This window comes from Reyranella sp. (assembly GCF_004297405.1).
Classification (GTDB): Bacteria; Pseudomonadota; Alphaproteobacteria; order Reyranellales; family Reyranellaceae; genus Reyranella.
The window spans coordinates 273,102-295,609 of sequence record NZ_SCVC01000032.1; the positions used below are offsets into that span (position 1 = coordinate 273,102).

Genomic DNA, 22,508 nt, shown 5'->3' on the forward strand with positions numbered 1-22,508 from the left:
GAGTTCAACCGTCAACACCAAGGAGACCTGCAATGGCTCGTGGTATCAAGGACAAGGTCGCCATTCTCGGCATGGGTTGCTCCAAGTTCGGCGAACGCTGGGACAGCGGCGCCGAGGAGCTGATGCTCGAGGCGTACAAGGAAGCCATCGCCGACGCCGGCATCGACGCCAAGCAGCTCAACGCTGCCTGGTTCTCGACCGCGATCGACGAGGTGCATGTCGGCAAGTCTGGCATTCCGCTCTCGACGACGCTGCGTCTGCCCAACATCCCGGTTACGCATGTCGAGAACATGTGCGCCTCGGGCACCGAGGCCTTCCGCGGCGCCTGCTACGCTGTCGCTTCGGGCGCGGCCGACTTCGCGCTGGCACTGGGCGTCGAGAAGCTGAAGGACACGGGCTACGGCGGTCTGCCGGGCGGCCGTGGCGGTCCGCTGCAGGCCCTATGGAGCGCCAACGGCACGGCGCCGGGCAACTTCGCCCAGCTCGCCACCGCCTACATGACGGCGCACGGCGTGAGCGGCGAGGACCTCAAGAAGGCGATCGGCCACGTCTCGTGGAAGAGCCATCAGAACGGCGCCAAGAACCCGAAGGCCCATCTCCAGAAGGCCGTCGAGATGGACACCATCCTGAACGCGCCGATGATCGCCTCGCCGCTCGGCCTGTTCGACTGCTGCGGCGTGTCGGACGGTGCGGCCGCGGCCATCGTGACCACGCCGGAGATCGCCAAGGCGCTGGGCAAGGCCAACATCGTCAGCGTCAAGGCGCTGCAGCTCTCGGTGTCGAACGGTTCCGAGTCGGGCCACAACTCGTGGGACGGCAGCTACTTCCACACCACGCGCATCGCCTCGAAGAAGGCCTATGAAGAGGCCGGCATCAAGAACCCGCGCAACGAAGTCTCGATGTTCGAAGTGCACGACTGCTTCTCGGTGACCGAGCTCGTCACCATGGAAGACCTGCACATCTCGGAGACGGGCAAGGGCTGGAAGGACGTGCTCGACGGCTTCTACGACGCCGACGGCAAGATCCCCTGCCAGATCGACGGCGGCCTGAAGTGCTTCGGCCATCCGATCGGCGCGTCCGGCCTGCGCATGCTCTACGAGATGTACTTGCAGCTCCAGGGCCGCGCTGGCGCTCGCCAGCTCAAGGACCCGAAGATCGGCATGACGCACAATCTCGGCGGCGCGCCGCGCGAGAACGTGTCGAGCGTCGCCATCGTCGGCCGCTACGAGTAGCACCCTGCAAGGGTAACCCTCTCTCCGGTCTCGGGACCGGGGAGAGGGTTTTTAGTTTTCAAACCACGGAGGAGGCGGCCCATGCAGCTCGACAAGAAGCTGATCGGTCATACGTTCAAGCCATTCACCACCACCGTCGAAGCCGGCAAGATCCGTCTGTTCTGCAAGGCCATCGGCGAAGACGATCCCATCTATGTCGACGAGGAGGCCGCCAAGAAGGCGGGCTACCGCGCGATCCCGGCGCCGCCGACTTATCTCACCGCCGTCACCAATGATGATCCCGACAAGGGCGGGCTCCTGCGCCTGCTCAATGTCGACATCGGCCTGATCCTGCACGGCGAGCAGCACTACGAGTATCTCGCGCCCGTGCATGTCGGCGACAAGATCACCTGCCAGCAGAAGGTGGTCGACATCTACGACAAGAAGGGCGGCGCCCTGTGGTTCGTGGCCTCGGAGACCGAGCTCAAGGACCAGGCCGGCAAGCTCGTGGCCAAAGCCAAGGGCATCACGGTCGTGCGCAACCCCGACGCGGCGAAGAAGTAAGGGAGGGCACCATGACATCCGTTCCCAAGTTCGATCAGGTCAAGGTCGGCGACGAGATCAAGCCGATCGTGCTGCCGCCGATCAGCCGCCACCAGCTCGCGCTCTATTGCGGCGGCTCGGGCGACCACAATCCCATCCATGTCGACATCGACTTCGCCAAGAAGTTCGGCTTCAAGGACGTGTTCGCGCACGGCATGCTGTCGATGGCCTTCCTCGGCCGCATCGTCACCTCCTGGGTGCCACAGAAGCAGGTGCGGGGGCTCGGCACGCGCTTCACCTCGATCACCTGGGTGGGCGACGTCATCACCGTGAGCGGCAAGGTCACGGGCAAGCGCGAGGCGAATGGCGAGAAGCTGGTCGACCTCGAGGTCAAGTGCACCAACCAGAACGGCCAGGACACGTTGCAGGGCAACGCGACGGTCGCACTGGCCTAGCCCGAGGAAACAGGAGACGTAAGATGGGTCAGATGGATGGCAAGGTGGCGATCGTCACCGGTTCGGGCCGCGGCATCGGCAAGGAGATCGCGCTGCGTCTGGTGCGCGACGGCGCCAAGGTGGTGATCAACGACATCGACGACGCGCCGGCCAAGGAGACCGTGGCCGAGATCGTGAAGATGGGCGGCCAGGCCGTGGCCTGCAACGGCGACGTCGCCAAGCCCGACTTCGGCGATCGCATCGTCAAGACGGCCGTCGACGCCTTCGGTGATTGCCACGTCGTGGTGAACAACGCCGGCTACACGTGGGACTCGGTCATCCAGAAGATGAGCGACGAGCAGTGGTACGCCATCCTCGATGTTCATCTGACCGCGCCGTTCCGCGTCCTGCGCGCTTTCCAGCAGCATTTCCGTACGGCCGTCGAGAAGGAGCGTGCCGAGGGCAAGCGCATCGTGCGCAAGGTCGTGAACATCTCGTCGACCTCGGGTGTCAACGGCAACGCTGGCCAGTCGAACTACTCGGCGGGCAAGGCGGGCATCGTTGGCCTCACCAAGACGCTGGCCAAGGAATTCGGCCGCTACGACGTCACGGTGAACGCCGTCGCGTTCGGCTACATCCAGACGCGTCTCACCCAGCCGCTCTCCCAGGGCGATGCCGGCGAGATCGAAGTCCAGGGCCGCAAGGTCAAGGTCGGTGTCCAGGGTGGCCGTATCGCCGCCATGAACCAGATGATCCCGCTCGGCCGTGGCGGCCTGCCGGAAGAAGCGGCCGGCTCGGTCTATCTCTTCTGCAGCCCCGACAGCGACTATGTCAGCGGGCAGTGCCTGGTCGTGAACGGCGGCCTCTGAGCGCCGGCCACAAGGTCACGATCTTCGAACGTTCTGCAGAGCCCCGCCCGATTGGTGCGGGGCTTTTGCTTTGAGTCCACTGGTCTTGCCGGGTTTCGCGACGTAGACCGTGCCCTCAGCGCAGCACCTGTCCGAGAATGCGAAGCGCCTGAACGTTGGTCTGCGCCACGTTGAAGCGCATGAGATCGGTGGCCGACTGGCTCACGCTGAAAACATTGCCTGGGGCAAGCACGACTTGTTCGCGGAGCGCAGCCTTCGCCACCTCAGCCGCGTCCCGCCCGTCAGGCAGTCGGCACCAGAGGTAGAAACCGCCGCGTGGCAATGTCCAGGGGCGGATGCCAAGCCCTTCGAGCTGGCCGGCAACCTCCCGACGTCGTCTCGCCAAGCGGGTGCGGAGGCCAGCCACGTGTTTGCGATAGCTGCCGTCGGTCAGCGTTCCTACGACGAGCTCAGCCGCGACAGGGCTCGGCCCGCTGAAGTCCGTCGCCACCTGTAGATCCACCAGTCCTTCGATCCAGTCCGGCCGAGTGGCGATGTAGCCGCAGCGTATGGAGGCCGAAAGCGTCTTGGAGAAGCTGCCGATGCGGATCACGCGGGAGAGACCATCGAGCGAGGCAAGTCGCGGCGAGGGCTCAGGCTCGAAGTCGGCGAAGATCTCGTCCTCTATGATGGTGAGGTCGTGGGCCGCGGCCGCGGTCAGGATCCGGTGAGCGGTCTGCGGCGAGAGCGTCGCGCCGGTCGGATTATGGAGGGCGGCGTTGGTGATATAGAGGCGCGGGCGGTGGGTCGCGAGCGCCTCATTGAAGCACGCGATATCCGGCCCGGTCGGCGTGTAGGGAACGCTCACGATCCGAGCCCGGTGCGCGCGCAACAGCGCTCTGAAGTTGAAGTAGCAAGGGTCGTCGACCAGCACGGTATCGTCGGGATTGAGCAAGAAACGGCAGACGAGGTCGATCGCCCGCGTGCCCGAGCTCGTCAGGAGAATCTGGTCGGCGCCGACTTCGATCCCCTCGGCGGCGAACTGGCGGACGAGGAGCCGGCGCAACGCAAGGGATCCGCGCGTGGCGCCGTAATCCGTCAGCACGGCGTCGTCGGCTTTGGCCAGCGCGCGGATTGCCCGTCGGATCGCTGCATTGGGCATCCAGTCAGACGGCAACCAGCCGCATCCGGGCCGCAGCATCGTGGGCCCGGTATCGAGCGATTGCCGCGACACCCAGAAGGGATCGATTGCACGGTCGAGCTCGGGTCCGACATCCGCCAGGGCGACCGGCGGCAATGCGCCGGCGACGTAGAAGCCGGAACCCGGACGGGACCGGATCAGGCCCTCGGCGGCGAGGCGGTCATAGGCCTCAACGATGGTCGAGGGCGAGACATGCATGTCGCGGGCGAACTTCCGGATCGACGGGAGTTTCTCGCCGGCCGTCAGAGTGCGGCTTGCCAGGCGACGATGGATCGCGGCCATCACGGATTCCGTGCGCGTCGCTGCCGTGCCGTTTGCGGTTTCGGGATTCACCAACTGTATGGCTCCTGTTATCCATACTGTTCGATCCCACCGTATGGGTGTGTGGCTGTCGCTGCAATGCCTCATCCGCTATCGCCAAGGGAGTCGCGATGGGGATCATCATGCAGCGCACGGCGGGCGGATGGGGAGACGGGTGGGGCAGTGGCCTCCTCGGTGTCATCATCTTCAGCGGCTCACTTCCGGCGACCCGGGTGGCGGTCAGTGATTTCACCCCACTGTTTCTGACCTCGGCTCGCGCCGTTATCGCGGCGTTGCTTGGTGTGATGCTGCTCCTGGTGCTCCGTCAGAAGCGCCCAGAGAAGGAAGATCTCGTGCCGCTCGCGGTGGTGGCGCTTGGGGTGGTGATCGGGTTCCCGCTGCTGACGGCTTTGGCGCTGCAGCACATCACGTCCGCGCGCTCGATCGTGTTCATCGGCCTCCTGCCGCTCGCGACTGCGATATTCGGCGTCGTCCGGGGTGGGGAGCGGCCGAAGCCAGCCTTCTGGCTTTTCTCGGTTATCGGCGCTGCATCGGTCGCGGGGTTCGCTCTGGCGAATGGCGATTTCGCCGCATCGGCTGGCGATCTGCTTATGGTCGCTGCCATCCTGCTCTGCGGCCTTGGCTACGCCGAGGGAGCCCGCTTGTCGCGCCGCCTGGGCGGCTGGCAGGTGATCTCCTGGGCGCTCGTGGTCGCGCTTCCGATCATGGCGTTGATCGCCGTTGTGACCTTGCCGGATGTCTGGACCGGGATCGGCGGTCCGGCCTGGCTTGGACTGGCCTACGTCTCGGTCTTCAGCATGCTCGTTGGTTTCATCTTCTGGTACAGGGGCCTCGCTCTCGGCGGCATTGCCGGAGTTGGGCAATTGCAGTTGCTTCAGCCCTTCTTCGGGTTGGTGCTTGCGGGGATGCTCCTCGGCGAACCTGTCGCCTGGTCGATGATCGCAGTGACCGGGCTGGTCGTTCTCTGCGTCGCCGGCGCCAAACGTTTCGCTTAGGCGATATTCATCGCGACAGCATCGCCCAGCGTCCAGGTGTCAGCCCGAAACGCGCGGAGAAATGTCGCGTGAGATGGCTCTGGTCGGCAAAGCCCGTGGCCGCTGCAGTTTCCGACAATGCGGCACCCTCGGCGATCATGGACTGCGCCCGCTGCAGCCGGCGTCCGACTTGGAAGCGATGTGGCGAGGTGCCGAAGGTTTGGCGGAAATGGCGGGCGAGGGTGAACCGGTCGAGGCCGCTCACGCGTTCCAGCTCCTCCGAGGCAACTGTGCGATGAGCTTCAGCGACCAGGAACTCGCGCGCTTGATGGACTGCGCGTGCTGCTGTGTTGGTCACCGGCCGGCGACGATAGCCATCGCTGCGGCGCTCCAGCAGATCGGCCATCCGTGCCACCGTGGCATCGATGGCCAGCGGTTCGAGCGGACGCGGAAAATCCGCAAAGGCCTCGTCGATCAGACCGGCCATGGCGGTGTCGCGCTTGACGACGTCGGTGACGAAGGGCGGACTGGCGCCGTCCAGCGCCTGAGAGATCGCCGCTGGATCGACATAGAGCATGCGATAGGCGAAGGCGCCGCCCTCGCCGGCGTGGCCATCGTGAGCCTCGTCCGGGTGCAGCACCAGCACGTCACCCGCCCGGCTCGCGCGCAGGCTGCCGCGATAATTGAACTGCTGCACGCCATAGAGCGTGAGACCGATTCCGTAGGTCTCATGCCGATGCGGGTCGTAGGCATGGCCGCCAAAACGAGCCGCCAGGCGCTGCAGGCCCGAAGAGGGGCGGTCGAGGCGAATGCGGTCGGAGCGGGGAGGGGTGGGGCTCATGCACGAACGTTCAAGACGGTGGGCGCAGCATGCTCCATATGGGGAGCATGATCTACGAGACCAAGACCGCCCTCGTCCTGCGTGCCGATCTTGCCGCCTGGCAACTGGCCAACATCGCCGCTTTCCTCGCCGGTGGATTGGCCGGCACGCGTCCTGAACTGATGGGAGAGCCCTACCGTGATGGTACCGGGCGGTCCTATTCCCCTCTGATCCGCGAGCCGGTCTTCGTCTTCGGCGCCACACTCGAAGAGCTGCGCCGGACCCACCAGCGCGCGCTCTCACGCGAGCTGGTTCCTGCGATCTACATCGAGCCCATGTTCAAGACGACCAACGATGCCGACAATCGCGCCGCCGTCGCCGCGGCGCCGGCCGATGCGCTGGATTTCGTCGGCTTGGGCGTGCACGGGCCGCGCAAGACCATCGACAAGGTGATCAACGGGCTCAAGTTCCTGGCTTAGTCAGTTCCCGCGCGATTGCGCGTGGTGGCATCATGACCAGGATCGATGCGGTGACGTTCAATGCCATGCAGACGGCGAGCGGCACGCCGTAGCCGCCGGAGGCGTCTCGCAGAATGCCGAGCAGGCCGGGACCGAAGGCATAGACGATCTGCACCACGGCAGACGAAAGCGCGACGATGGCGGGGAACAGGTCCGGGCCATATTCGCGCTGCACGATCAGCGGCGAGAGGGTGATGTTGTTGCCGACCGAGAAGCCGTAGACGGCGCACGCGCCGTAGACCACCAGCGGCGCCTCGGCGAAGGCCAGCACGGCAATGGCCGCGACTTGCACCATGAAGCAGGCGGCCGACGCCCGCCGCGGCTCGAATCGGTCGATGACGAAGCCCAGCACGATGCGGCCAACCAATGCCATGAAAGCATTGATGCCGACGGCAAGACCCGGATCGACCGCCGGCGCACCGGCGGCGACGCGCGCGCTGATAAACGGCACGAGGTGGGTGAGGAAACCTACCTGCGAGACCAGCATCAGCGCGAAGGGGGCGGAAATGCTCCAGAAGTGCCAACTGCGCAGCGGCGCTAGGCGACTTGTTCCCGCGGGCGCCGGCTTGGGCGAGAGCGGACCGCGGCGCACGAACAACAGAACGGCGCCGCCGGCAATCACGAGCGAGATCAGCACGATCAGCCGCAGTGCGTCGGCGAATCCCATTATGGGAATGGTCGCAAGCAGTGCCGGTGCCATCACGAGGCCCGCTACGGTCGCGCCGCTCAGCCCGAGGTTGAGCGCGAGGCCACGTTTCTTGTCGAACCACTGGCCGACGGTCGAAGCGATCGCCGCGACGCTGGTGGCGTTCCAGCCCGGCGCCATGACGATGTAGAGCACCGCGAGCTGCCAGGGCTCGGTCACCGATGGCAGCAAGAGCAGGGCTGCCGCAGTCGTGCCGAGGCCGCTGAGGAACACCGCGCGCGGGCCGAAGCGTGTGATCGCATCGGCGATGCGCGGCAGCAGCAGGGCGCCCAGCACATAGTGCGCCGTCACCATCGTGGAGATCAGGCCGGTCGACCAGCCATGCTCCTTCTGCAGTTCGACGATGTAGATGCCGTGCGCGTAGAAGCCGAAGCCCCAGGCAAAGACGGCGGAGAGGAAGCAGGCGAAGACGACTCGCCAGGCGGCCGGCGACGAATCAGCGCCTGCATTCGGGGACATGGAGGATACTCTAGGGTACGCGGGGAAGGTGATCAGCCGCGGCTGACATGGGCCGCGACGCAGCGCCAGCCTTCCGGCCGGAGCTGCCAGTCGTCGGTGTACCAACCGCCGCCCGTGCTGCCATCGGGTTTTATGTAGCTGGTGCGTGCATGGATGATGGCGAAGTCGCCCAGCAGGCGGATCTTCACGTCGTGCTCGCGGATGTTCTTCACCACCGAGCCACGGCCGATTTGCGCCAGGAAGGCGGCCCGTTCGAGCCGCGATCCGTCGGGATTGGTGTTGAGGAAATCGTCGGCAAGGTGCTGCTCGAACCAGCGCACGTCCGCCTCGTCGACCGACCTGATGTAGTTGCGGTTGAGGTCCTGCAGGGTGGCGAGATGCTTCGCCGCAGCGTTGTCCGTCATCGCGTTGCCTCTTGCTTCAGCGCCCATCACAAGCGTGGCGCATACTCGATCAATTGCTCCAGCGAGCTGGCCCAGCCGTCTTCATGCGACTGGCAGGACTCAGGCGAAACGAAGTCGGTTTGCGAGAAGGTGACGTCGGTCATGCCGTCGCGTTCGGTGAAGCGCACCGTGACGATTGTCGGCGAGGTCAGCGTGCCATTGGAACGCACCCAGGCGTGGGTGAAGACGAGGCAGTCCGGCTCGCGAATCTCGCGATAGGTGCCGACCTCGGTTTGCACGGCGCCAGTCTCCTCGCTCTTGATGCGCATGCGCCAGGCACCGCCCTCACGCAGGTCGAGGGCGCAGGAGAGCATGTGAAATCCGCGCGGCGCCCACCACAGCTTCATGCGCTCCGGTTCGATGAAGGCACGGAAAACCAGGGCGCGGGGCGCGCGCAACGTGCGGTTCAGCGTGAACTCACGACGCAGAGGGACCGTGAGGTCACTTGCTCTTGCGGCCATGTGCCTTCGTCCTTTTCCTGGTGGAAGTGGGTGCAGGCGCAGAGCTGGGCGACTGTTGCGCAGTGCGCAGATAGTCTTCCAGCCGGTCGAGACGCTGTTCCCAGAACCGCCGGTAGGTTGCCACCCAGTCGGCAATCTCGTGCAGCGGCTCGGCCGCAAGCCGGCAAGGCCGCCTCTGGGCATCGCGTCCGCGCGAGATCAGCCCGGCTCGCTCCAGCACCTTCAGGTGCTTGGAGATGGCCGGCAGGCTCATGTCGAAGGGTTGCGCGAGTTCACCGACCGAGGTCTCACCCAGGGTCAGGCGGGCCAGGATGGCGCGCCGCGTCGGATCGGCGAGAGCAGAGAAGGTCGAACTGAGGCGGTCGGCGGCGGGGGTCATGGCGAGGTCTTTTGTTAACCGATGGGTGAAATAAGAGACGCGCCGACCGATGGTGTCAAGCCAGCGTCGTGTCCAGTTTCGACGATTGAAAGTCTGGCCGCTAGGCCAGGAACAGCCGTGCGCCGACCGGCAACGCGCGCGCCTTTTCCAGGGTTTCCATCGTGGTGCGATAGCCGAGTTCGATGGCGGCATCGAAGCTCGTCCAGTCGAGCAGATCGATGTGATTCATCGGCGGCACGATCAGCAGGTCCGCGGCGGCGCGATCCTGGGCGGCGCGCGCCGTGCTGGCGACCAGAGCCGAGCGCAGCAGGATGGCCACGATCGAAGGGATGGGGAGGGTTTCGTTGCGTCGCCAGATCAGGCGGCGGAAGAACTGCCAGGCCGACCACGGTTCCATGACGTCGGCGCCGGCCGCCAGAGCGCCTCCGGTGTCGATGTCGACGCCAATGGTGATGCCGCGGCCCAGCCGGCGCATGGCACGCACAGGGAAATTGTCGATGACGCCGCCATCGACATGGACTTCGCCTGCCTCGTTGAACGGCGGCATGACACCGGGGATCGCCACGCTCGCCCGCAGCCAGCGCCACAGCCGGCCGACCGTGTGGATGTCAGCGTCGGAGGTCGTGAGGTTGGCCGTCATGCAGTAGAAGGAAAGGACGAGATCCTCGATGTCCTTTTCGCCAAAAGCGGCACGCAGCAGGCGCGTGACGCGGCGGCCGGAGAACAGCGAGATCAGCGGCACCGTGTAGTCGTTCAACGGATTGGCGTCGACGAAGGCGCGACGGAAGCGCTCGTTGAGCTCCTCGTCATTCCAGCGCGAGGCGACGCCGGCCGCGACAATGGCGCCCATGCTGGTGCCGCCCACCAGGTCGATCGGCACACCGGATTGGCGCAGTGCCTTGACGACACCGATGTGCGTGAAGGCGCGGGCGCCGCCGCCCGCCATCACCACGCCAACGGCATGGCCGGTCAGCAGCCGCGCCAACCGGTCGATATCGGCATGGATGTCGAGGCGGATGTGATGGTGATGGCCGTAGAGGCCGCCGGCCAGCAGAGCCGCCGTCGAGCCCGGCGAGGGATCGTGACCTTCATGCAGGAGAACGAGTTCGCGCCGCCGATGGAACACCGCGCCGCTCTGTGCCGTTTCGACGTCGAAGGGCAGGGTCGTCGGCCCGTCATGCTCGGCGCTGCGGACGGCGATCAGGCAATCGGCCTGACGCAGGCAGAGTTCGGTCCACGGCGTCTGAGTCGCGTCGGCTCGATAGAGCACGAACGAGGACTCCATCTCGCAGCGCGCGAACCATTCCGGCTCCTGGTCGACCGACTCAGGGCCCAGCATCTGCACCCTGTTGCCGATGCGGCCCAGCGCATCCGCCAGCATCACGGCGAAGCGTGCCGACGGCACATTGGGCCCGGCGGGCAGGATGGCGAAGGTGCGCGGCTGGCGCCGCCGCTTGCCGGTTTCCACCGCGTTGCGCGCCACGACGCTGCGCATCAGCGCCGGCAACACCTCGGGATGGTGCTTGGTCAGCGCGTTGAAACTGCTCTGCGCCAGCCGCCACACCTCACTGTCGCGCAACGCTGCCACACTGCGCGTGCGCTTGCCGTGCGAGAGGAGCGACATCTCGCCGACCAGATTGCCGGGAGGCACCTCGGCGATCAGCAGCGGTTCGCTGGCGTCGACTTCTTCTTGATGGCGGAACACACCAAGACAGCCGCTCGCCACGACATAGACCGCGTCGGCCGGCTCACCCTGGCGGAACAGCGGCGCGCCGCCCGGCAGGATGAGCAAGGTCAGTTCGCGCTCGACCGCTGCCAGACCTTCGGGATCGAGGTCGGCAAACAGCGGCGCGCGTTGCAGGACGCTCCGGAGTCGCAGCCGGGCGGTATCTTCGCTCGGCTCGACCAGGCTCATCGGCTCTGTAGCCCCTTCAATGCCCAGCCGATCGTCTGGTCGGCGCGCGTCCACACCATCTCGCGCCACTTGTCGCCCGACGGGAAGAAGCGTTCCTTGATGTCGGCCTTGATGTCGCGGCCGAGCGCCGAGCCGACATCACCCCGGTGGTGAAGCCAGTTGTCGGCGCGCACCGCGCCCAGGACTTCAGGCACGGTGTAGGTGCCATACTCCAGGGCAACGGGCGTCACCTGGGCATCGGGCAGTTCCTGCGAGAAGGCATCGGTCATGACGCCGACCACGACAGCGGAGGTCGAGGTGCCGCCTTCGGGCGAGGTCATCTCGTCGCCGTACCAGGCCTTGGCACGTGCGAAGGACTTGGCGGCCGGCGATACGGCGCAGATCAGCTCGCCATGACCGAACGGACCGAGACCGGTGTGGAAGTCGATGATGCCCACGCGCCGCGCCTGCGAGAGTTCCTCGCGGGCGATGGAGCGAACGGTGCGATTGCTCCAGGTCGGCGCTGTGCCCCCGAAGAAGATGCCGTCTGGGTGGGTGTACTGGCCGCCACTGATCGCGCCCTGCAGGCCGAAGGCGCCATGCTTCTGGGCGTAGGCGTCGAATACGCGCTCCGCCTCGGCCTTGCTGGCGTCGTCCCAAGTCTGCGGCAGCACCGCGTCGGCGATCGCGAGATAGCCCGTGTTGGCGGGATAGCCCTTGTCGTGATCGACGAAATTGCGGTTGAGGTCCACATTGTCTTCCGTAACGCGCCGCGACCAGGCAAAGCCGTAAGGGTTGAGGGCGTGGATCAGGAGTGCGCCGGTTCCCTTGGGCAGCTTGGCGGGACCGCCGGAGCGCAGCCAGGAGATCTGCGCGCCCGAACCGCAATGCCCCTCGACGCCATGCGTGCCGGCAATCAGCACCAGCATCTCGGTGGCATCGGCGGAGCCGAAGCGCGCGGTGTCGAGAAAGAGCGTTTCACCGTTGGGGCCGCGCGCCTTGGGGTTCAACCAGGATCGGATTGCTCCACCGGCGGTAGCGGCGGCACTGCAGAACTTGGAGCGCGCCTCGGCATAACTCTCGGAAAAGCACTCGGACACCGAAAACATCGAATTCCTTCCAAACTTCCGTTCAAGGCATCGTAGCCGGTTTGACGACAGACCGGAAAGCGGCACGATGGGGCATGGGATTCTTCACCGTAGAGTCGGCGCAGCAGCAGCTCTCGCCGGGCGGCAATTTCGGCCCCTGGATCTGGGAGCTGAAACTCAGAGCCGAGCATATGTCCGCCGAGGAAGTCCGGCTTCGCTTACCCTACAGTGACCACATCGCCCGTCCGGGTGGTGTGGTCGTAGGTCAGGCGATGATGGCGCTGGCCGACACGATCATGGTGCTGGCGATCTGCGAGAAGCTGCAGCGTTTCGCGACGCTCGCGACCATCTCGCTCACGACGAACTTCATGCGTGCTGCGGTGCGGCAAGACGTGATCGGCGTCGCACGCGCCGTGAAGGTCGGGCGTTCGACGGCGTTCGGCGAGGTCGACCTGTTCGTCGACGGCTCGCCTGATCCGATCGCCCAGTCGCTCTCGACCTTCGCCGTCCTGCCGGATGGTGTCGGCGCCTTCAATCGCGCCGATCAGCATTGATCGAGGCTAAGGCCGCTCCAAGCCGAAGCGGCGGGCCAATCCGTCGATGTCGAGCGTTGGTGCAGCGTCGTTCAGCACTTGCTTCATGCCGCAGCCGCGCAAGGAATCGACGAAGGCCTCGATGTCGGGATCGCCCACCTCGCGGCCATAAGCGCGCGCGACGACGGCGTCGAAGGCGGTCATATGCTCGTGGACCATGTGCCGTAGCGCGGGCTCGTTCTCGGCCTCGACGATCAGGTTGAGGAAGAAACTGATGCGCCGCCGATCGAAGGCGACCAGCTCGAGCGCCGCATCGATATGCTCGGGATCATGATGGCCATGCTCTGCTTTCGCGTGTCCGTCCTCACCGTGCGTGTGATCGCTCAGCAGCGCTACGATGAGGTCTGCCTTTTTCGGGAAGTAATAGGTGAGGTGGGATTGCCGGATGCCGGCCGCCGCAGCCACCCGCGGCTGGGTCAGCCGTTTCAGCCCCTCGGTGCGCATGATCTCGAGCGCAGCATCGAGGATTCGTGCCCGTAAGGACGGTTCGGACGCGCTGGCTTTGCGGCGTTCTTTGATGGCTTTGGGTGCGGCGGCTGTCACGGCGGCATTATCGCTACGCCGGGATGGAGTTCAATTGCGCCGGGCGAGGTAACCGCGATAGCCGAACGCTTGGAAGAACGGTGACGGGGCGCTGCAATCGGCTTCCGCGAGCAGCGTGGTGAGGCGGGCCTCGGTCAACGGATGGAAGTTGAGTGCGATGCGTTTCAGCATCGCATCGGCTTGGTGAACGTCTGTGCCCTGCGCCATCGCCCAACCGCGATAGGCCGCCTCGAAGGGCGCCGACGGCTCTGCGAGATCGACGAAGGCCAGCGGCGCGCCCGGCCGCAAGGGCCGCGCCATCGCGCGTACGAAGGCGGCACGGTTGCCGTCGTCGGGTACGAACTGCGCCGCCAGGAGTGCGAGCGCACCGTCATGCGGGCCAGCCTCGTCAAAGGCCTGCATCTCGACCGCCCGGAAGGCGATGCGATCGGCATAGCCGCCTGCTTCGGCGCGTGCGCAGGCGGCGTCGAGCATCGGTTGCGAGGGATCGACCGCGGTGAAGCGCCAGGCCGGCGCGCGGCCGGCGAGATCCTGCAACTCGCGTCCAGTGCCGAGCCCCGCGATCAGCATGTCGGCTGGCGTGGTCGGCGAGACATGCGCGGCCAACAGGCAAGCCGCCAGCTCGTGCAACAGGCCGTAGCCCGGCACGAGGCGGACGATGCGTTCGTCGTAGTCGGCGGCCGAATTCTGAGTGAACTTTGACATCACGCGGTCTCCTTCGAAGTCCTGAGGCGCATGGCCACGATCGCCGTCAGCAAACAGACGCAGGCCAGCAACGCAGCAGCGCCGGCCGCAGGCACGAACGGCCCTTTCTGCAACAGTGCCGTACCGACGATCGGGCCCAGCACCATGCCAAGCCCTTGCCCCACCGCATTGATGCCCGCGACCTTGCCTTGCGCGCCTGCGCCGGTGGCGAGACTGAGGGCGGCAAGATTTCCGGGAAGCAACAGGCCAAGCCCGAGACCCATCACGCAAAGGCCGATCAGCAGCGCGGGATAGCCCGGCACCAGCGCGAGCAGGAGCATCGCCGCAAAGGCCAGCGCGCCGCCCGCCGCCATAAGGCGATGCGGCTTCCAACCCAGCCTTCCGACCAGCAGACGCTGCGCGATGACCATGGCGAGCGATGCGGCCGTGAGAGTTGCGCCTGCACGGCCCGCGGCCGCCTCGGGCGTGAGGCCGAGTGTGTCCTGCAGGCGAAGACCGGTGGTGGCCTGCAGCAGCGCGTAGGTCGTGACGCCGAGCAAAGTCACCAGCAGGAACGGCCAGATGCGGCTCGGCTCGATACGAGAGGCATCGTGCTGCGAAGCCTCGACGGCGCGCCGCGGTTCGGGCAGTGCGCGCCAGCAGACGAAGCCGGCCACGGCGACGAAGAGCGCGATGGCGAAGAAGCCCAACGGCAGGCTGATACCGGCGAACAACCAGACGAGGCCCGCACCCACCACCGAGCCCAGGCCGAACGAGGCGGCCATGCGTCCCATGCCACCGGCGCGGCCGTCGGCCGAGGTCGTATCGGCCATGTAGGCTTGCGCTGCGGGAAAGAGACCGCCACTGGTGACGGACTGCAACACGCGCACTGCGAGCAACGCTGCGAAGGTCGCCACGACGGCAATCATGCCGGCGAGCCTCAGTTCGACCACGACGGCCAGCAGCGCCATCGCGACCGCGACGCCCGCGAAGCCGGTCAGCAGCACCGGCCGGCGGCCGCGCTTCTCGGCCACCAGCCCCCAGGCCGGCGCCGCGACGATCAACGCCAGCGCCCCCAGCCCCAGCAGCAGGCCGGTCTGTATGTCGGCCAGGCCCATGCGGCGGCCGAGCGGCGGCAGCACCACAAACAGGAAGGCGTGGCCCGCGGCATTACCCAGCAGGCCGGCGAACAGCGCGAGACGTCCTGCAGTCATCGCCCGCCCCTAGAAGCGCATCCGGGCGCCGACGCCCAGGATCAGCGGCAGGCCGGGTACGCCGCCGACCACGATCTGGCCGGTCGGGTTGGCGCCGGCACGAAAGCCTGACTGCACGTACTCCGCGTTGAACAGGTTTTGCGCGTAAGCATAGACGTCGAAACTGCTGGCCATGAATCCGGCGCGCAGATTCACGACGCTGTAGGGATCGAGTGCGTAGCTGTTGGCCGGATCGATCTGGCGCGAGCCCACGTACTGATATTCGACGCGACCGAAAAGATTGCCGGCGACCTTGCCGATCTCGAGCGGATGCTCGTACTGGGCGGCGAGGCTCGCGGTGAAACCTGGTGTGTAGGGCACGACGTTGCCCACCGCGACGCCGCTGTTGGCCGGCGCTGACGTCACCTGTGCGCTCAACAGTGCCAGCGCGCCGGTCAGGCTGAGGCCAGCCACAGGCTTGGCCTCCAGCTCGACCTCGGCGCCGTAGGTGCGCGTGTTGGCATTGGTCACCGAGAATTGTGCGACCACCGGGTTGAAGGTGAAAAGCTGCTCGTCGGTCGTGTCGTTCAAGAAGCCTGCGACGTTCAGCCGGAGCCGCTTGTCCAGCACGTGACCGCGCACGCCGACTTCGTAGGACCAGGTCGAGGACGGCTTGAACATCGGGCTGGCGGCGCCGGTCGCGGCGTTCTGGTTGTAGAAAGGGAAGCCGCCCGACTTCTCGCCACGCGCCACCGTGACATAGGCCGAGAGATCGGCCGTAATATCGTAGCCGAAGCCGCCACGGCCGGTGACGAAGTCGGAATTCACCGTGCCGAACTGGGCAAAGTAGGGCAGTGCCGGCGCGCCGCCCGGGCTTCCGAGGAAGATGCCGTTGAAGTTCTTGAGCTCGTGTGTGAAGCGCAACCCGCCAAAGATACGCAGGCGATCCGTGATCGGCACAGTGACCTCGCCGAACACCGCGAGGTTGGCGGCGCTTTGTGTTGCAGCATAGTTGCCGTTGGCCAGTGCAGGACTGCGGATGTCGGTCGCCGAGGCGAAGCTCGACCACAGGCCGCTCACGCCGCCGACCCAGCGCAGGCCGCCCGAGGTCTCGCCGTCGAGCCGCAACTCCTGGGTCCATTGCGTCAGGTTCTCGCCGATAGTGCGTATCGCGTTCGGCGTGGCAAAGGCGAAAGGCGAGAAGCCGGTCAGCGCGCTGCTCATGAAGCCGTCGGTGATGTCGGCGCGCAGCCCCAGGCTGTAAGCCTGGAAGCCGGTCAGCGAGGTGAGCCTGGCGTTACCGAAGTTGTGGACGATCGTGAGTGCCGCGCCGCCGGAGTCGAGGTCGTTTTGTGGCGCAGGGTTCAGCGAGTTCTGCGGAAAGCCCGAGGAGCCCACCCACGCCCCCGTTGTCGGGCGCTGGCGGTCGGACTGGAAGCGGCCGGCCAAGGTTGCGGTGGTGTCGGGCCCAAGCTCGATCGTTACCTTGCCGCTCGCTGCACCCAGCACCTGCTGGCGCAGCATGCCACCATTGTAGGTCGTTGTCGGACTGCTGAAGAGCACGTTCGGAATGTCGCCGTCGGTGCCATACACCTGGGCCGCGACGCGCGCCGTCACCTTGTCCCCCAGCGGACCGCTCGCTTTGGCGGTGATCTGGCGCAGATTGTAGCTGCCGTACTCTGCACCGATCTCGAAGGCGCGTTCCTTGGTGGGATCGTTGGTGGTGAGGCTGACCGCGCCAGCCTGCGAATTCTGCCCGAACAGGGTGCCTTGTGGGCCGCGCAGCACCTCGATGCGCGACAGGTCGAGGAAGCGGATGTCAAAGGCGCGCTGGGGCAGTGGGACGCCGTCTATATAGTAGGTCACCGATGGCGAGATCAGCGCCGACGACGAGCCGATGCCGCGGATGTTCAGCAGATTCGATTCGGGGATACCTGAGTCGGTGTAGTTGAAGTTCGGGATCGAGCGGTAGAGGTCGCGACTCTCGCGGATGTTTTGGTCACGCAGCGTCTCGCCCGTGACGGCGGTCACACTGAACGGCACCTTTTGGATTGGCTCCTCGAAGCGCCGCGAGGTCACGGTCAGCGCATCGAGCGTGATGGCCGGAGCTGGCGGAGCGGCCGGCGCTTGGGCCGACTCCTGGGCGAGCGCTGCCGCGCTGAAGAGGGTGACCTGGGCAAAGACCGCCACTGTCCCAACCGCGGCAAAAGCCCGGTTACGCTTAATTCCCCACATACTCGATCCCCACCCCTACGATATTGGTAGGTTACCAACCAATATTCAGTGGTTATCGCGAATGCAACGCACTTGCAATCAGAAAGCGCACTTTCCCAATCGAATGAGAAACGCCGTAGCAGCTTAGGCGCGCGGGTTCGCTGACCTGTCCGACTCGAACAGGAGTGCGCTGTTGAGCAGGGGCGGCTTGTTAGCTGTCGTACTGGACCAGAGTCTCGACCGGCACCTTCAGCTTCTTGCGGCCTTCGAGGAAGGTCAGCTCGATGATGCAGGCTGCCGTCGGCACATAAGCGCCGACGCTCTCCAGCAGCGTCACAGCGGCGGCCATCGTGCCGCCCGTCGCGAGAAGGTCGTCGACCAGCACGACGCGCGTACCCTTCTGCACGGCATCCTGCTGGATCTCGATCGTGTCGGTGCCGTACTCCAGCGCATAGGTGTGACGGACGGTGGTGCCCGGCAGCTTGCCCTGCTTGCGCAGCATCACGAAGCCAGTGCCCAGCGCCAGTGCCAGCGGCGCCGCCAGCAGGAAGCCGCGCGATTCGATGCCAGCCAGCACGTCGGGCTTGTGCGGCCGGATCATGTCGGCCAGCCGCTCGATGGCGGCATGCCACGCCTTGGCGTGCGCCAGCAGGGTCGAGATGTCGTAGAAGAGGATGCCCGGTTTGGGGAAATCCGGGATCGAGCGGATGTGCTTCTTGAGGTCGATGTCGTTGTGCATGGTTACTCCTCCGCTCAGCTATAGGCCGGCGGCGGTTCGAAGCTGCGATATTCCTTCTCCAGCAGTTTGGCGAACTGGATGCAGTCGTAGTCGCCATACTGCCGGCCGATGATCTGGACGCCGACCGGCAGACCTTCCTTGGTCAGCCCGATGGGGGCCGAGGTCGATGGCAGCCAAGTGACGCCCGAATAGCCCGCCCAGAAGATCTGATCGACCACCGGCACCTGCTTGTTGTTGACCACGATGGTCCGCTTGTGGCGCAGGCCGGTCTGATCGTGCGGGAAGGCGGCCGTCACGGCGACCGGGCAGAGCATCAGGTCATAGTCCTCGAAGAACGCATCCCAGGCCCAGCGCATCTTGTGACGCTTTTCGTTGAGCTGCAGCCAGGTGCGATGCGGCAACGAATTGCCCCGCTGCATCTGGGCGAAATAGCTCATGTCGTCGGCTGGCAACTTGGCCGCATCCTTCACGGCCTGCCCGTAGACTTCATCAGACATGCGTGCGGAGGTCGCCGCACGCAGCAGGCGGATGTAGACGTCGTTGATCTCTGCCGTGTCGAAGGCCGGCCGCGCCTTGTCGCTCACCTTGACCTTGTTCTTGGCGAGGAACGAAGCGAGCTTGGAAATCAGCTCCTGCACCGAAGCGTCGACCTCGGCGTTGGGATCGGTCAGCAGCACCGCCACCTTGAAGTCGCGCAGCTTCTTCTTTGTCGAGCGGGGCAAGGTGAGCGTCCAGCCACGGCCGTCGATCGAATCGGGGCCGGCCATCGCGTCCATCGCGATTTCGAGATCGTCGGCACCGCGCGCCAGCGGGCCCACGACACCGATATCGCCATAGGCCACGGCGCCGGCGAGCGCATGGCCCTTGGGAGAAACGATGCCCCAGCTCGGCTTGTGGCCCCACACGCCGCAATAGTGCGCGGGATTGCGGATCGAGGCGCCGATGTCGCTGCCGGCTTCGATGCCGGTCAGGCCGGCGGCCAGCGCCGCGCCCGAACCGCCCGAGGAACCACCCGGCGTGCGGCCGAGATCCCACGGATTGTTGGTCGAGCCGTAGACCTCGTTGTAGCTCTGCCAGTCGGCGAGGTTCAGCGGCACGTTGGTCTTGCCGAACAGGGTGACGCCGGCATCGATCATACGCTGAGTGACCAGCGAGTTCTGTTCGACCGCGCTGTCCTTGAAAGCAGGATCGCCCCAGGTCGTCGGATAGCCTGCGATGTCGAACGACTCCTTGATCGTCATCGGCACACCGTGCAGGGGACCGACCTTCTTGCCGGCCTTCAGGGCACGATCCGCCGCCTTGGCTCGCTTGCGCGCGCCCTCGATATCCGTGGCGATGATGGCGTTGAGCTCGGGATTGTAGGCTTCGACACGCTTCAGGTAGAGGTCGAGCAGTTCGAGGCAGCCGATCTTCTTCTTCCGGACCGCGGCAGCGAGCTGCTTGGCGGTCTGGAACGGGAGGGCGAGGGACATGTCAGGGATTCCGTACGGGCGATGGACGAGACCTTAGCCCGTACCATATTGTCCCGGCCCGCGTGAAGAATAGTGCCGTGAACAAACTCCCTGCCCGCTATTACAAATATGCCCTGCCGCTCGGCACGTCCTTTTTCATGACGTTCCTGGTATCGGGTGTGGCGACCTACCGGGCGCTGGGCTGGGACAAGAAGATGTTCACGACCTGGATGGTTTCCTGGGTGATCTCCTGGGCGATCGCGGCTCCCACGATGTATTTCGTGATGCCCGTGGTCCGCCGTACCCTCGACCGCCTCATCGACCAGAGTTAGGCCGCGGCCGTACGCGCGCCGTGGGTTCAGCGATCAGCGGATCGTCCGGCCAGTAGTGTCGAGGATAGCGGCCCTTCAACTCGGCTTTCACGGCCTTGTAGCCGTTGCTCCAGAAGCTCGCGAGATCGCGCGTCACCTGCACCGGCCGGCGCGCCGGTGACAGGAGATGGACGGTGAGCGGCACCTTGCCGCCGGCGATGCGTGGCGTGTCGGTGAGGCCAAACATCTCCTGCAGACGCACCGACAGGGTCGGCTCGGCCGGGTTGGCATAGTCGATCGGCACGCGGCTGCCACTCGGCACCTCGATATGGGTTGGCGCCAGCCGGTCGAGTTCGCGCTGCTTCTCCCAAGGCACGAGAGCCTTCAGCGCGGCCGTGAGGTCGATCCGTGTCAGATGATCCTTGCGTGAGACGCCATCGAGGAACGGCGCCAGCCAGCCATCGAGCGAGGCGAGCAGGGCGGTGTTCGACAAGTCGGGCCAGTCTTCACCCGCGTGCTGGCGCAGGAAGGCGATGCGCTCGCGCCATCGCGCCAGGTCGTCGCTCCACGGCAGCGCCCCGAGGCCGAGCTGACGGACTCCATCGACCATGGCGGCGCGGACCTTTTCGGCGTCAGGCTTGGCGAAGGGCTTGTCCTCCAATGCCATCGCGCCCAGCCGTCGCCTTTGCCGGGCCAGCACGGCGCCGTCGCGCGGGCTCCATTGAACGATCTGTTCTTCGACGATGCGGTCGTCGTAAAGCTCCTGGATCTCGGCCGCCGTAATCGGCGCGGCAAGGAAGATGCGTGAGTCCTGGGTCGAGCCGTCGAGATCGGCCACGACGAGGAATTCCTCGTTGGCCATCGGATCACCCTCCGGCAGCGCAGCCCCACGACCGCCTGACAGGAGATAGCGTCCAGTGGTACCTGGCCGCCGGCGACCAATCCGGTCGGGATAGGCCAGCGCCAGCAAAGCGCCGGTCATGGAGACGGCGGGTGTTTCGCGCACCTGATTTTGAGTCAGGCGTCTTGCCTGCTCGAGGATCAGCCGCAACGCGCCGTCGCGTTTGCCGCTGAGTGCGATATCGACCCTGTGGCGCAGATCGGCGTCGCGCTGACCGGGCGGCAGGCGCAGGAAATCGCGCTCACTCAGGATGGCAGCCAGCAATGCCGCGACGCGGCCCTGGCCCATCTCTCGACCCTTCAGCACCAAGTGAGCGAGGCGCGGATGCTGACCAAGCCGCACCATGGCGCGGCCATGCGGCGTGATGGCGCCGTTGTCGTCGATGGCCGCAAGATCAGTGAGCAGCGCGCGTGCTGTGGCAAGCGAGGAGGCCGGCGGTGGCGTCAGCCAGGGCAGGCTCGCTGCATCGTTGGCGCCCCACGCGGCCAGTTCCAACGCCAGGGGCGCCAGGTCGGCATCGAGAATTTCCGGCGGCGTGAAGGGCAGAAGCCCGCGCTGCGTTTCCTCCGGCCACAGGCGGTAGCAGACTCCTGGCTCAAGACGACCGGCGCGGCCACGGCGCTGATCGGCGGAAGCCTGGCTGACGCGCACGGTTTCGAGCCGCGTCATGCCCGAGCGCGGCGAGAACTTCGGCACGCGCATCTGGCCGCTGTCGATCACGATGCGAACGCCTTCGATGGTGAGGCTGGTCTCGGCGATCGAGGTTGCGAGCACGATCTTGCGCCGACTCACGGGCGAGGGGGCGATGGCGCGATCCTGTTCGGCAGGCGAGAGGTCGCCGTAGAGCGGCGCCACGTCGACGTCGCCACCGAGACCGTGCAACCGCTCCTCGACCCGGCGGATCTCGCCGACTCCTGGCAAGAAGACCAGCGCGCTGCCACTCTCCTCCGACAGTGCCCGGCGCACTGCAGTGGCGACACCGTCTTCGATTCGGCCCGTCGATTCGCGATCGAGATAACGCGTGTCGACCGGAAACATGCGGCCCGCACTTTCGACAACGGAAGCGCCGCCCAACCGATCGGCGACGGGGCCGGGATCGAGCGTGGCCGACATGGCGATCACGCGCAGATCCTCGCGCAAGGCCGTCTGCGCCTCGCGGACCAGAGCGAAGGAAAGATCAGTTTCCAGGCCGCGTTCGTGCAGCTCGTCGAAGATCACGCAGCCGATGCCGTCGAGGGAGGGATCGTCCTGCAGCATCCTGAGGAAAAGGCCGTCGGTGACGACCTCGATGCGCGTGCGCGGCCCCACCTTGGTGTCGAGCCGCACGCGATAGCCCACCGTCTCGCCGACAGCTTCGCCGAGTGTCGCCGCCATGCGTCGTGCGGCAGCACGCGCGGCCAGCCGCCGTGGCTCCTGCATGACGATCTTGCCGCGACCGAGCCAAGACGCGTCGAGCAAGGCCAAGGGCACACGCGTCGTCTTGCCGGCGCCCGGAGGGGCGACCAGCACGGCGGCATTGCGCGCGGCCAATGCCTCTTTCAGGCGTGGCAGAGCTTCGTCGACGGGAAGGGAATCCATC

The 22,508-nt window shown here is 66.0% G+C and carries 23 protein-coding genes; 8 read left to right on the top strand and 15 right to left on the bottom strand.

The window, feature by feature from the left end; genetic code table 11:
* The first annotated feature begins 32 nt into the window (after positions 1-32).
* From EPO50_RS21370 to EPO50_RS21385, 4 genes are all read left to right on the top strand, one after another.
* A complete protein-coding gene (locus tag EPO50_RS21370; RefSeq protein WP_296347249.1) occupies positions 33-1,232 on the top strand; it encodes an acetyl-CoA acetyltransferase in 1,200 nt (399 codons plus the stop codon).
* Positions 1,233-1,313: 81 nt separating this feature from the next.
* Positions 1,314-1,775: a MaoC family dehydratase N-terminal domain-containing protein gene (locus EPO50_RS21375; RefSeq protein WP_296347250.1), complete on the top strand. Its 462-nt coding sequence runs from the start codon at positions 1,314-1,316 to the stop codon at positions 1,773-1,775.
* 11 nt (positions 1,776-1,786) lie between these two features.
* Positions 1,787-2,209 (top strand): MaoC family dehydratase, encoded by a 423-nt coding sequence (locus EPO50_RS21380; RefSeq protein ID WP_296347251.1) that lies wholly within the window; start codon positions 1,787-1,789, stop codon positions 2,207-2,209.
* A 23-nt stretch (positions 2,210-2,232) separates the two neighbouring features.
* On the top strand, positions 2,233-3,057 hold the full coding sequence (locus EPO50_RS21385) for an SDR family NAD(P)-dependent oxidoreductase (protein WP_296347252.1): 825 nt from the start codon (positions 2,233-2,235) through the stop codon (positions 3,055-3,057).
* Between the two features lie 115 nt (positions 3,058-3,172).
* Here EPO50_RS21385 and EPO50_RS21390 read toward each other — a convergent pair whose 3' ends face one another.
* Positions 3,173-4,519 carry a PLP-dependent aminotransferase family protein gene (locus EPO50_RS21390; protein WP_296347253.1) on the bottom strand — a complete coding sequence of 449 codons (1,347 nt, stop codon included), beginning with the start codon at positions 4,517-4,519 and terminating at the stop codon, positions 3,173-3,175.
* A 149-nt stretch (positions 4,520-4,668) separates the two neighbouring features.
* Between EPO50_RS21390 and EPO50_RS21395 the strand changes: the two genes are divergently transcribed.
* Positions 4,669-5,553, top strand: coding sequence for a DMT family transporter (locus tag EPO50_RS21395; RefSeq protein ID WP_296347254.1), 885 nt, complete (start codon positions 4,669-4,671; stop codon positions 5,551-5,553).
* Between the two features lie 7 nt (positions 5,554-5,560).
* Here the strand turns inward: EPO50_RS21395 and EPO50_RS21400 are convergent, their stop codons facing one another.
* On the bottom strand, positions 5,561-6,373 hold the full coding sequence (locus EPO50_RS21400; RefSeq protein WP_296347255.1) for an AraC family transcriptional regulator: 813 nt from the start codon (positions 6,371-6,373) through the stop codon (positions 5,561-5,563).
* A 47-nt stretch (positions 6,374-6,420) separates the two neighbouring features.
* On the opposite strand from EPO50_RS21400, the gene EPO50_RS21405 reads away from it, so the two are divergent.
* A complete protein-coding gene (locus EPO50_RS21405) occupies positions 6,421-6,831 on the top strand; it encodes a DUF2000 domain-containing protein (RefSeq protein WP_296347256.1) in 411 nt (136 codons plus the stop codon).
* Here the strand turns inward: EPO50_RS21405 and EPO50_RS21410 are convergent.
* The 6 genes from EPO50_RS21410 to EPO50_RS21435 form a co-directional block, all read right to left on the bottom strand.
* On the bottom strand, positions 6,815-8,035 hold the full coding sequence (locus EPO50_RS21410; RefSeq protein ID WP_296347257.1) for an MFS transporter: 1,221 nt from the start codon (positions 8,033-8,035) through the stop codon (positions 6,815-6,817). The genes EPO50_RS21405 and EPO50_RS21410 overlap by 17 nt on opposite strands.
* Positions 8,036-8,067: 32 nt before the next feature.
* Positions 8,068-8,439: a nuclear transport factor 2 family protein gene (locus EPO50_RS21415; protein WP_296347258.1), complete on the bottom strand. Its 372-nt coding sequence runs from the start codon at positions 8,437-8,439 to the stop codon at positions 8,068-8,070.
* A gap of 26 nt (positions 8,440-8,465) precedes the next feature.
* Complete coding sequence (locus EPO50_RS21420) at positions 8,466-8,939, bottom strand: SRPBCC domain-containing protein (RefSeq protein WP_296347259.1); 474 nt, start codon at positions 8,937-8,939, stop codon at positions 8,466-8,468.
* Entirely contained in the window at positions 8,920-9,318 is a 399-nt protein-coding gene (locus tag EPO50_RS21425) for a helix-turn-helix transcriptional regulator (protein ID WP_296347260.1), read from the bottom strand. Before EPO50_RS21425 ends, EPO50_RS21420 begins: the two co-directional genes overlap by 20 nt.
* Positions 9,319-9,418: 100 nt before the next feature.
* Positions 9,419-11,233 (bottom strand): patatin-like phospholipase family protein, encoded by a 1,815-nt coding sequence (locus tag EPO50_RS21430; protein ID WP_296347261.1) that lies wholly within the window; start codon positions 11,231-11,233, stop codon positions 9,419-9,421.
* Complete coding sequence (locus EPO50_RS21435) at positions 11,230-12,321, bottom strand: M14 family metallopeptidase (protein WP_296347262.1); 1,092 nt, start codon at positions 12,319-12,321, stop codon at positions 11,230-11,232. Before EPO50_RS21435 ends, EPO50_RS21430 begins: the two co-directional genes overlap by 4 nt.
* A gap of 74 nt (positions 12,322-12,395) precedes the next feature.
* Between EPO50_RS21435 and EPO50_RS21440 the strand changes: the two genes are divergently transcribed.
* On the top strand, positions 12,396-12,854 hold the full coding sequence (locus EPO50_RS21440; protein ID WP_296347263.1) for a PaaI family thioesterase: 459 nt from the start codon (positions 12,396-12,398) through the stop codon (positions 12,852-12,854).
* Between the two features lie 6 nt (positions 12,855-12,860).
* Here EPO50_RS21440 and EPO50_RS21445 read toward each other — a convergent pair whose 3' ends face one another.
* The 6 genes from EPO50_RS21445 to EPO50_RS21470 all read right to left on the bottom strand — a co-directional run bounded on the left by EPO50_RS21445 (position 12,861) and on the right by EPO50_RS21470 (position 19,738).
* A complete protein-coding gene (locus EPO50_RS21445; protein WP_296347265.1) occupies positions 12,861-13,436 on the bottom strand; it encodes a TetR/AcrR family transcriptional regulator in 576 nt (191 codons plus the stop codon).
* Positions 13,437-13,466: 30 nt separating this feature from the next.
* The gene (locus EPO50_RS21450) at positions 13,467-14,141 is read right to left on the bottom strand and encodes a class I SAM-dependent methyltransferase (protein ID WP_296347267.1); all 675 of its coding nucleotides are present in this window, start codon (positions 14,139-14,141) and stop codon (positions 13,467-13,469) included.
* The gene (locus EPO50_RS21455) at positions 14,141-15,334 is read right to left on the bottom strand and encodes an MFS transporter (RefSeq protein ID WP_296347269.1); all 1,194 of its coding nucleotides are present in this window, start codon (positions 15,332-15,334) and stop codon (positions 14,141-14,143) included. Before EPO50_RS21455 ends, EPO50_RS21450 begins: the two co-directional genes overlap by 1 nt.
* 9 nt (positions 15,335-15,343) lie before the next feature.
* Positions 15,344-17,548, bottom strand: coding sequence for a TonB-dependent receptor (locus tag EPO50_RS21460; protein WP_296347271.1), 2,205 nt, complete (start codon positions 17,546-17,548; stop codon positions 15,344-15,346).
* Between the two features lie 190 nt (positions 17,549-17,738).
* Positions 17,739-18,266, bottom strand: a complete 528-nt coding sequence (locus EPO50_RS21465; protein ID WP_296347273.1) for an adenine phosphoribosyltransferase — start codon at positions 18,264-18,266, stop codon at positions 17,739-17,741.
* 14 nt (positions 18,267-18,280) lie between these two features.
* On the bottom strand, positions 18,281-19,738 hold the full coding sequence (locus tag EPO50_RS21470; RefSeq protein ID WP_296347274.1) for an amidase: 1,458 nt from the start codon (positions 19,736-19,738) through the stop codon (positions 18,281-18,283).
* A 77-nt stretch (positions 19,739-19,815) separates the two neighbouring features.
* Here EPO50_RS21470 and EPO50_RS21475 point away from each other — a divergent pair, with 77 nt between their 5' ends.
* Positions 19,816-20,049, top strand: a complete 234-nt coding sequence (locus EPO50_RS21475) for a DUF2798 domain-containing protein (protein WP_296347276.1) — start codon at positions 19,816-19,818, stop codon at positions 20,047-20,049.
* On the opposite strand, the gene hrpB is transcribed toward EPO50_RS21475, so the two are convergent.
* Entirely contained in the window at positions 20,033-22,507 is a 2,475-nt protein-coding gene (gene hrpB / locus EPO50_RS21480) for an ATP-dependent helicase HrpB (protein ID WP_296347278.1), read from the bottom strand. The two genes, EPO50_RS21475 and hrpB, sit on opposite strands and share 17 nt — an antisense overlap.
* Position 22,508 lies beyond the last annotated feature (1 nt).

Bases quoted from the DNA above. Each gene is read 5' to 3' on its own strand.
- EPO50_RS21430 (WP_296347261.1), bottom strand. From the start codon at position 11,233: ATGAGCCTGGTCGAGCCGAGCGAAGATACCGCCCGGCTGCGACTCCGG.
- EPO50_RS21450 (WP_296347267.1), bottom strand. From the start codon at position 14,141: ATGTCAAAGTTCACTCAGAATTCGGCCGCCGACTACGACGAACGCATC.
- EPO50_RS21460 (WP_296347271.1), bottom strand. From the start codon at position 17,548: ATGTGGGGAATTAAGCGTAACCGGGCTTTTGCCGCGGTTGGGACAGTG.
- EPO50_RS21435 (WP_296347262.1), bottom strand. From the start codon at position 12,321: ATGTTTTCGGTGTCCGAGTGCTTTTCCGAGAGTTATGCCGAGGCGCGC.
- EPO50_RS21400 (WP_296347255.1), bottom strand. From the start codon at position 6,373: ATGAGCCCCACCCCTCCCCGCTCCGACCGCATTCGCCTCGACCGCCCC.
- EPO50_RS21395 (WP_296347254.1), top strand. From the start codon at position 4,669: ATGGGGATCATCATGCAGCGCACGGCGGGCGGATGGGGAGACGGGTGG.
- EPO50_RS21415 (WP_296347258.1), bottom strand. From the start codon at position 8,439: ATGACGGACAACGCTGCGGCGAAGCATCTCGCCACCCTGCAGGACCTC.
- EPO50_RS21380 (WP_296347251.1), top strand. From the start codon at position 1,787: ATGACATCCGTTCCCAAGTTCGATCAGGTCAAGGTCGGCGACGAGATC.
- EPO50_RS21470 (WP_296347274.1), bottom strand. From the start codon at position 19,738: ATGTCCCTCGCCCTCCCGTTCCAGACCGCCAAGCAGCTCGCTGCCGCG.
- EPO50_RS21370 (WP_296347249.1), top strand. From the start codon at position 33: ATGGCTCGTGGTATCAAGGACAAGGTCGCCATTCTCGGCATGGGTTGC.
- EPO50_RS21420 (WP_296347259.1), bottom strand. From the start codon at position 8,939: ATGGCCGCAAGAGCAAGTGACCTCACGGTCCCTCTGCGTCGTGAGTTC.
- EPO50_RS21455 (WP_296347269.1), bottom strand. From the start codon at position 15,334: ATGACTGCAGGACGTCTCGCGCTGTTCGCCGGCCTGCTGGGTAATGCC.
- EPO50_RS21385 (WP_296347252.1), top strand. From the start codon at position 2,233: ATGGGTCAGATGGATGGCAAGGTGGCGATCGTCACCGGTTCGGGCCGC.
- EPO50_RS21465 (WP_296347273.1), bottom strand. From the start codon at position 18,266: ATGCACAACGACATCGACCTCAAGAAGCACATCCGCTCGATCCCGGAT.
- EPO50_RS21390 (WP_296347253.1), bottom strand. From the start codon at position 4,519: ATGGCCGCGATCCATCGTCGCCTGGCAAGCCGCACTCTGACGGCCGGC.
- EPO50_RS21425 (WP_296347260.1), bottom strand. From the start codon at position 9,318: ATGACCCCCGCCGCCGACCGCCTCAGTTCGACCTTCTCTGCTCTCGCC.
- EPO50_RS21405 (WP_296347256.1), top strand. From the start codon at position 6,421: ATGATCTACGAGACCAAGACCGCCCTCGTCCTGCGTGCCGATCTTGCC.
- hrpB (WP_296347278.1), bottom strand. From the start codon at position 22,507: ATGGATTCCCTTCCCGTCGACGAAGCTCTGCCACGCCTGAAAGAGGCA.
- EPO50_RS21375 (WP_296347250.1), top strand. From the start codon at position 1,314: ATGCAGCTCGACAAGAAGCTGATCGGTCATACGTTCAAGCCATTCACC.
- EPO50_RS21440 (WP_296347263.1), top strand. From the start codon at position 12,396: ATGGGATTCTTCACCGTAGAGTCGGCGCAGCAGCAGCTCTCGCCGGGC.
- EPO50_RS21410 (WP_296347257.1), bottom strand. From the start codon at position 8,035: ATGTCCCCGAATGCAGGCGCTGATTCGTCGCCGGCCGCCTGGCGAGTC.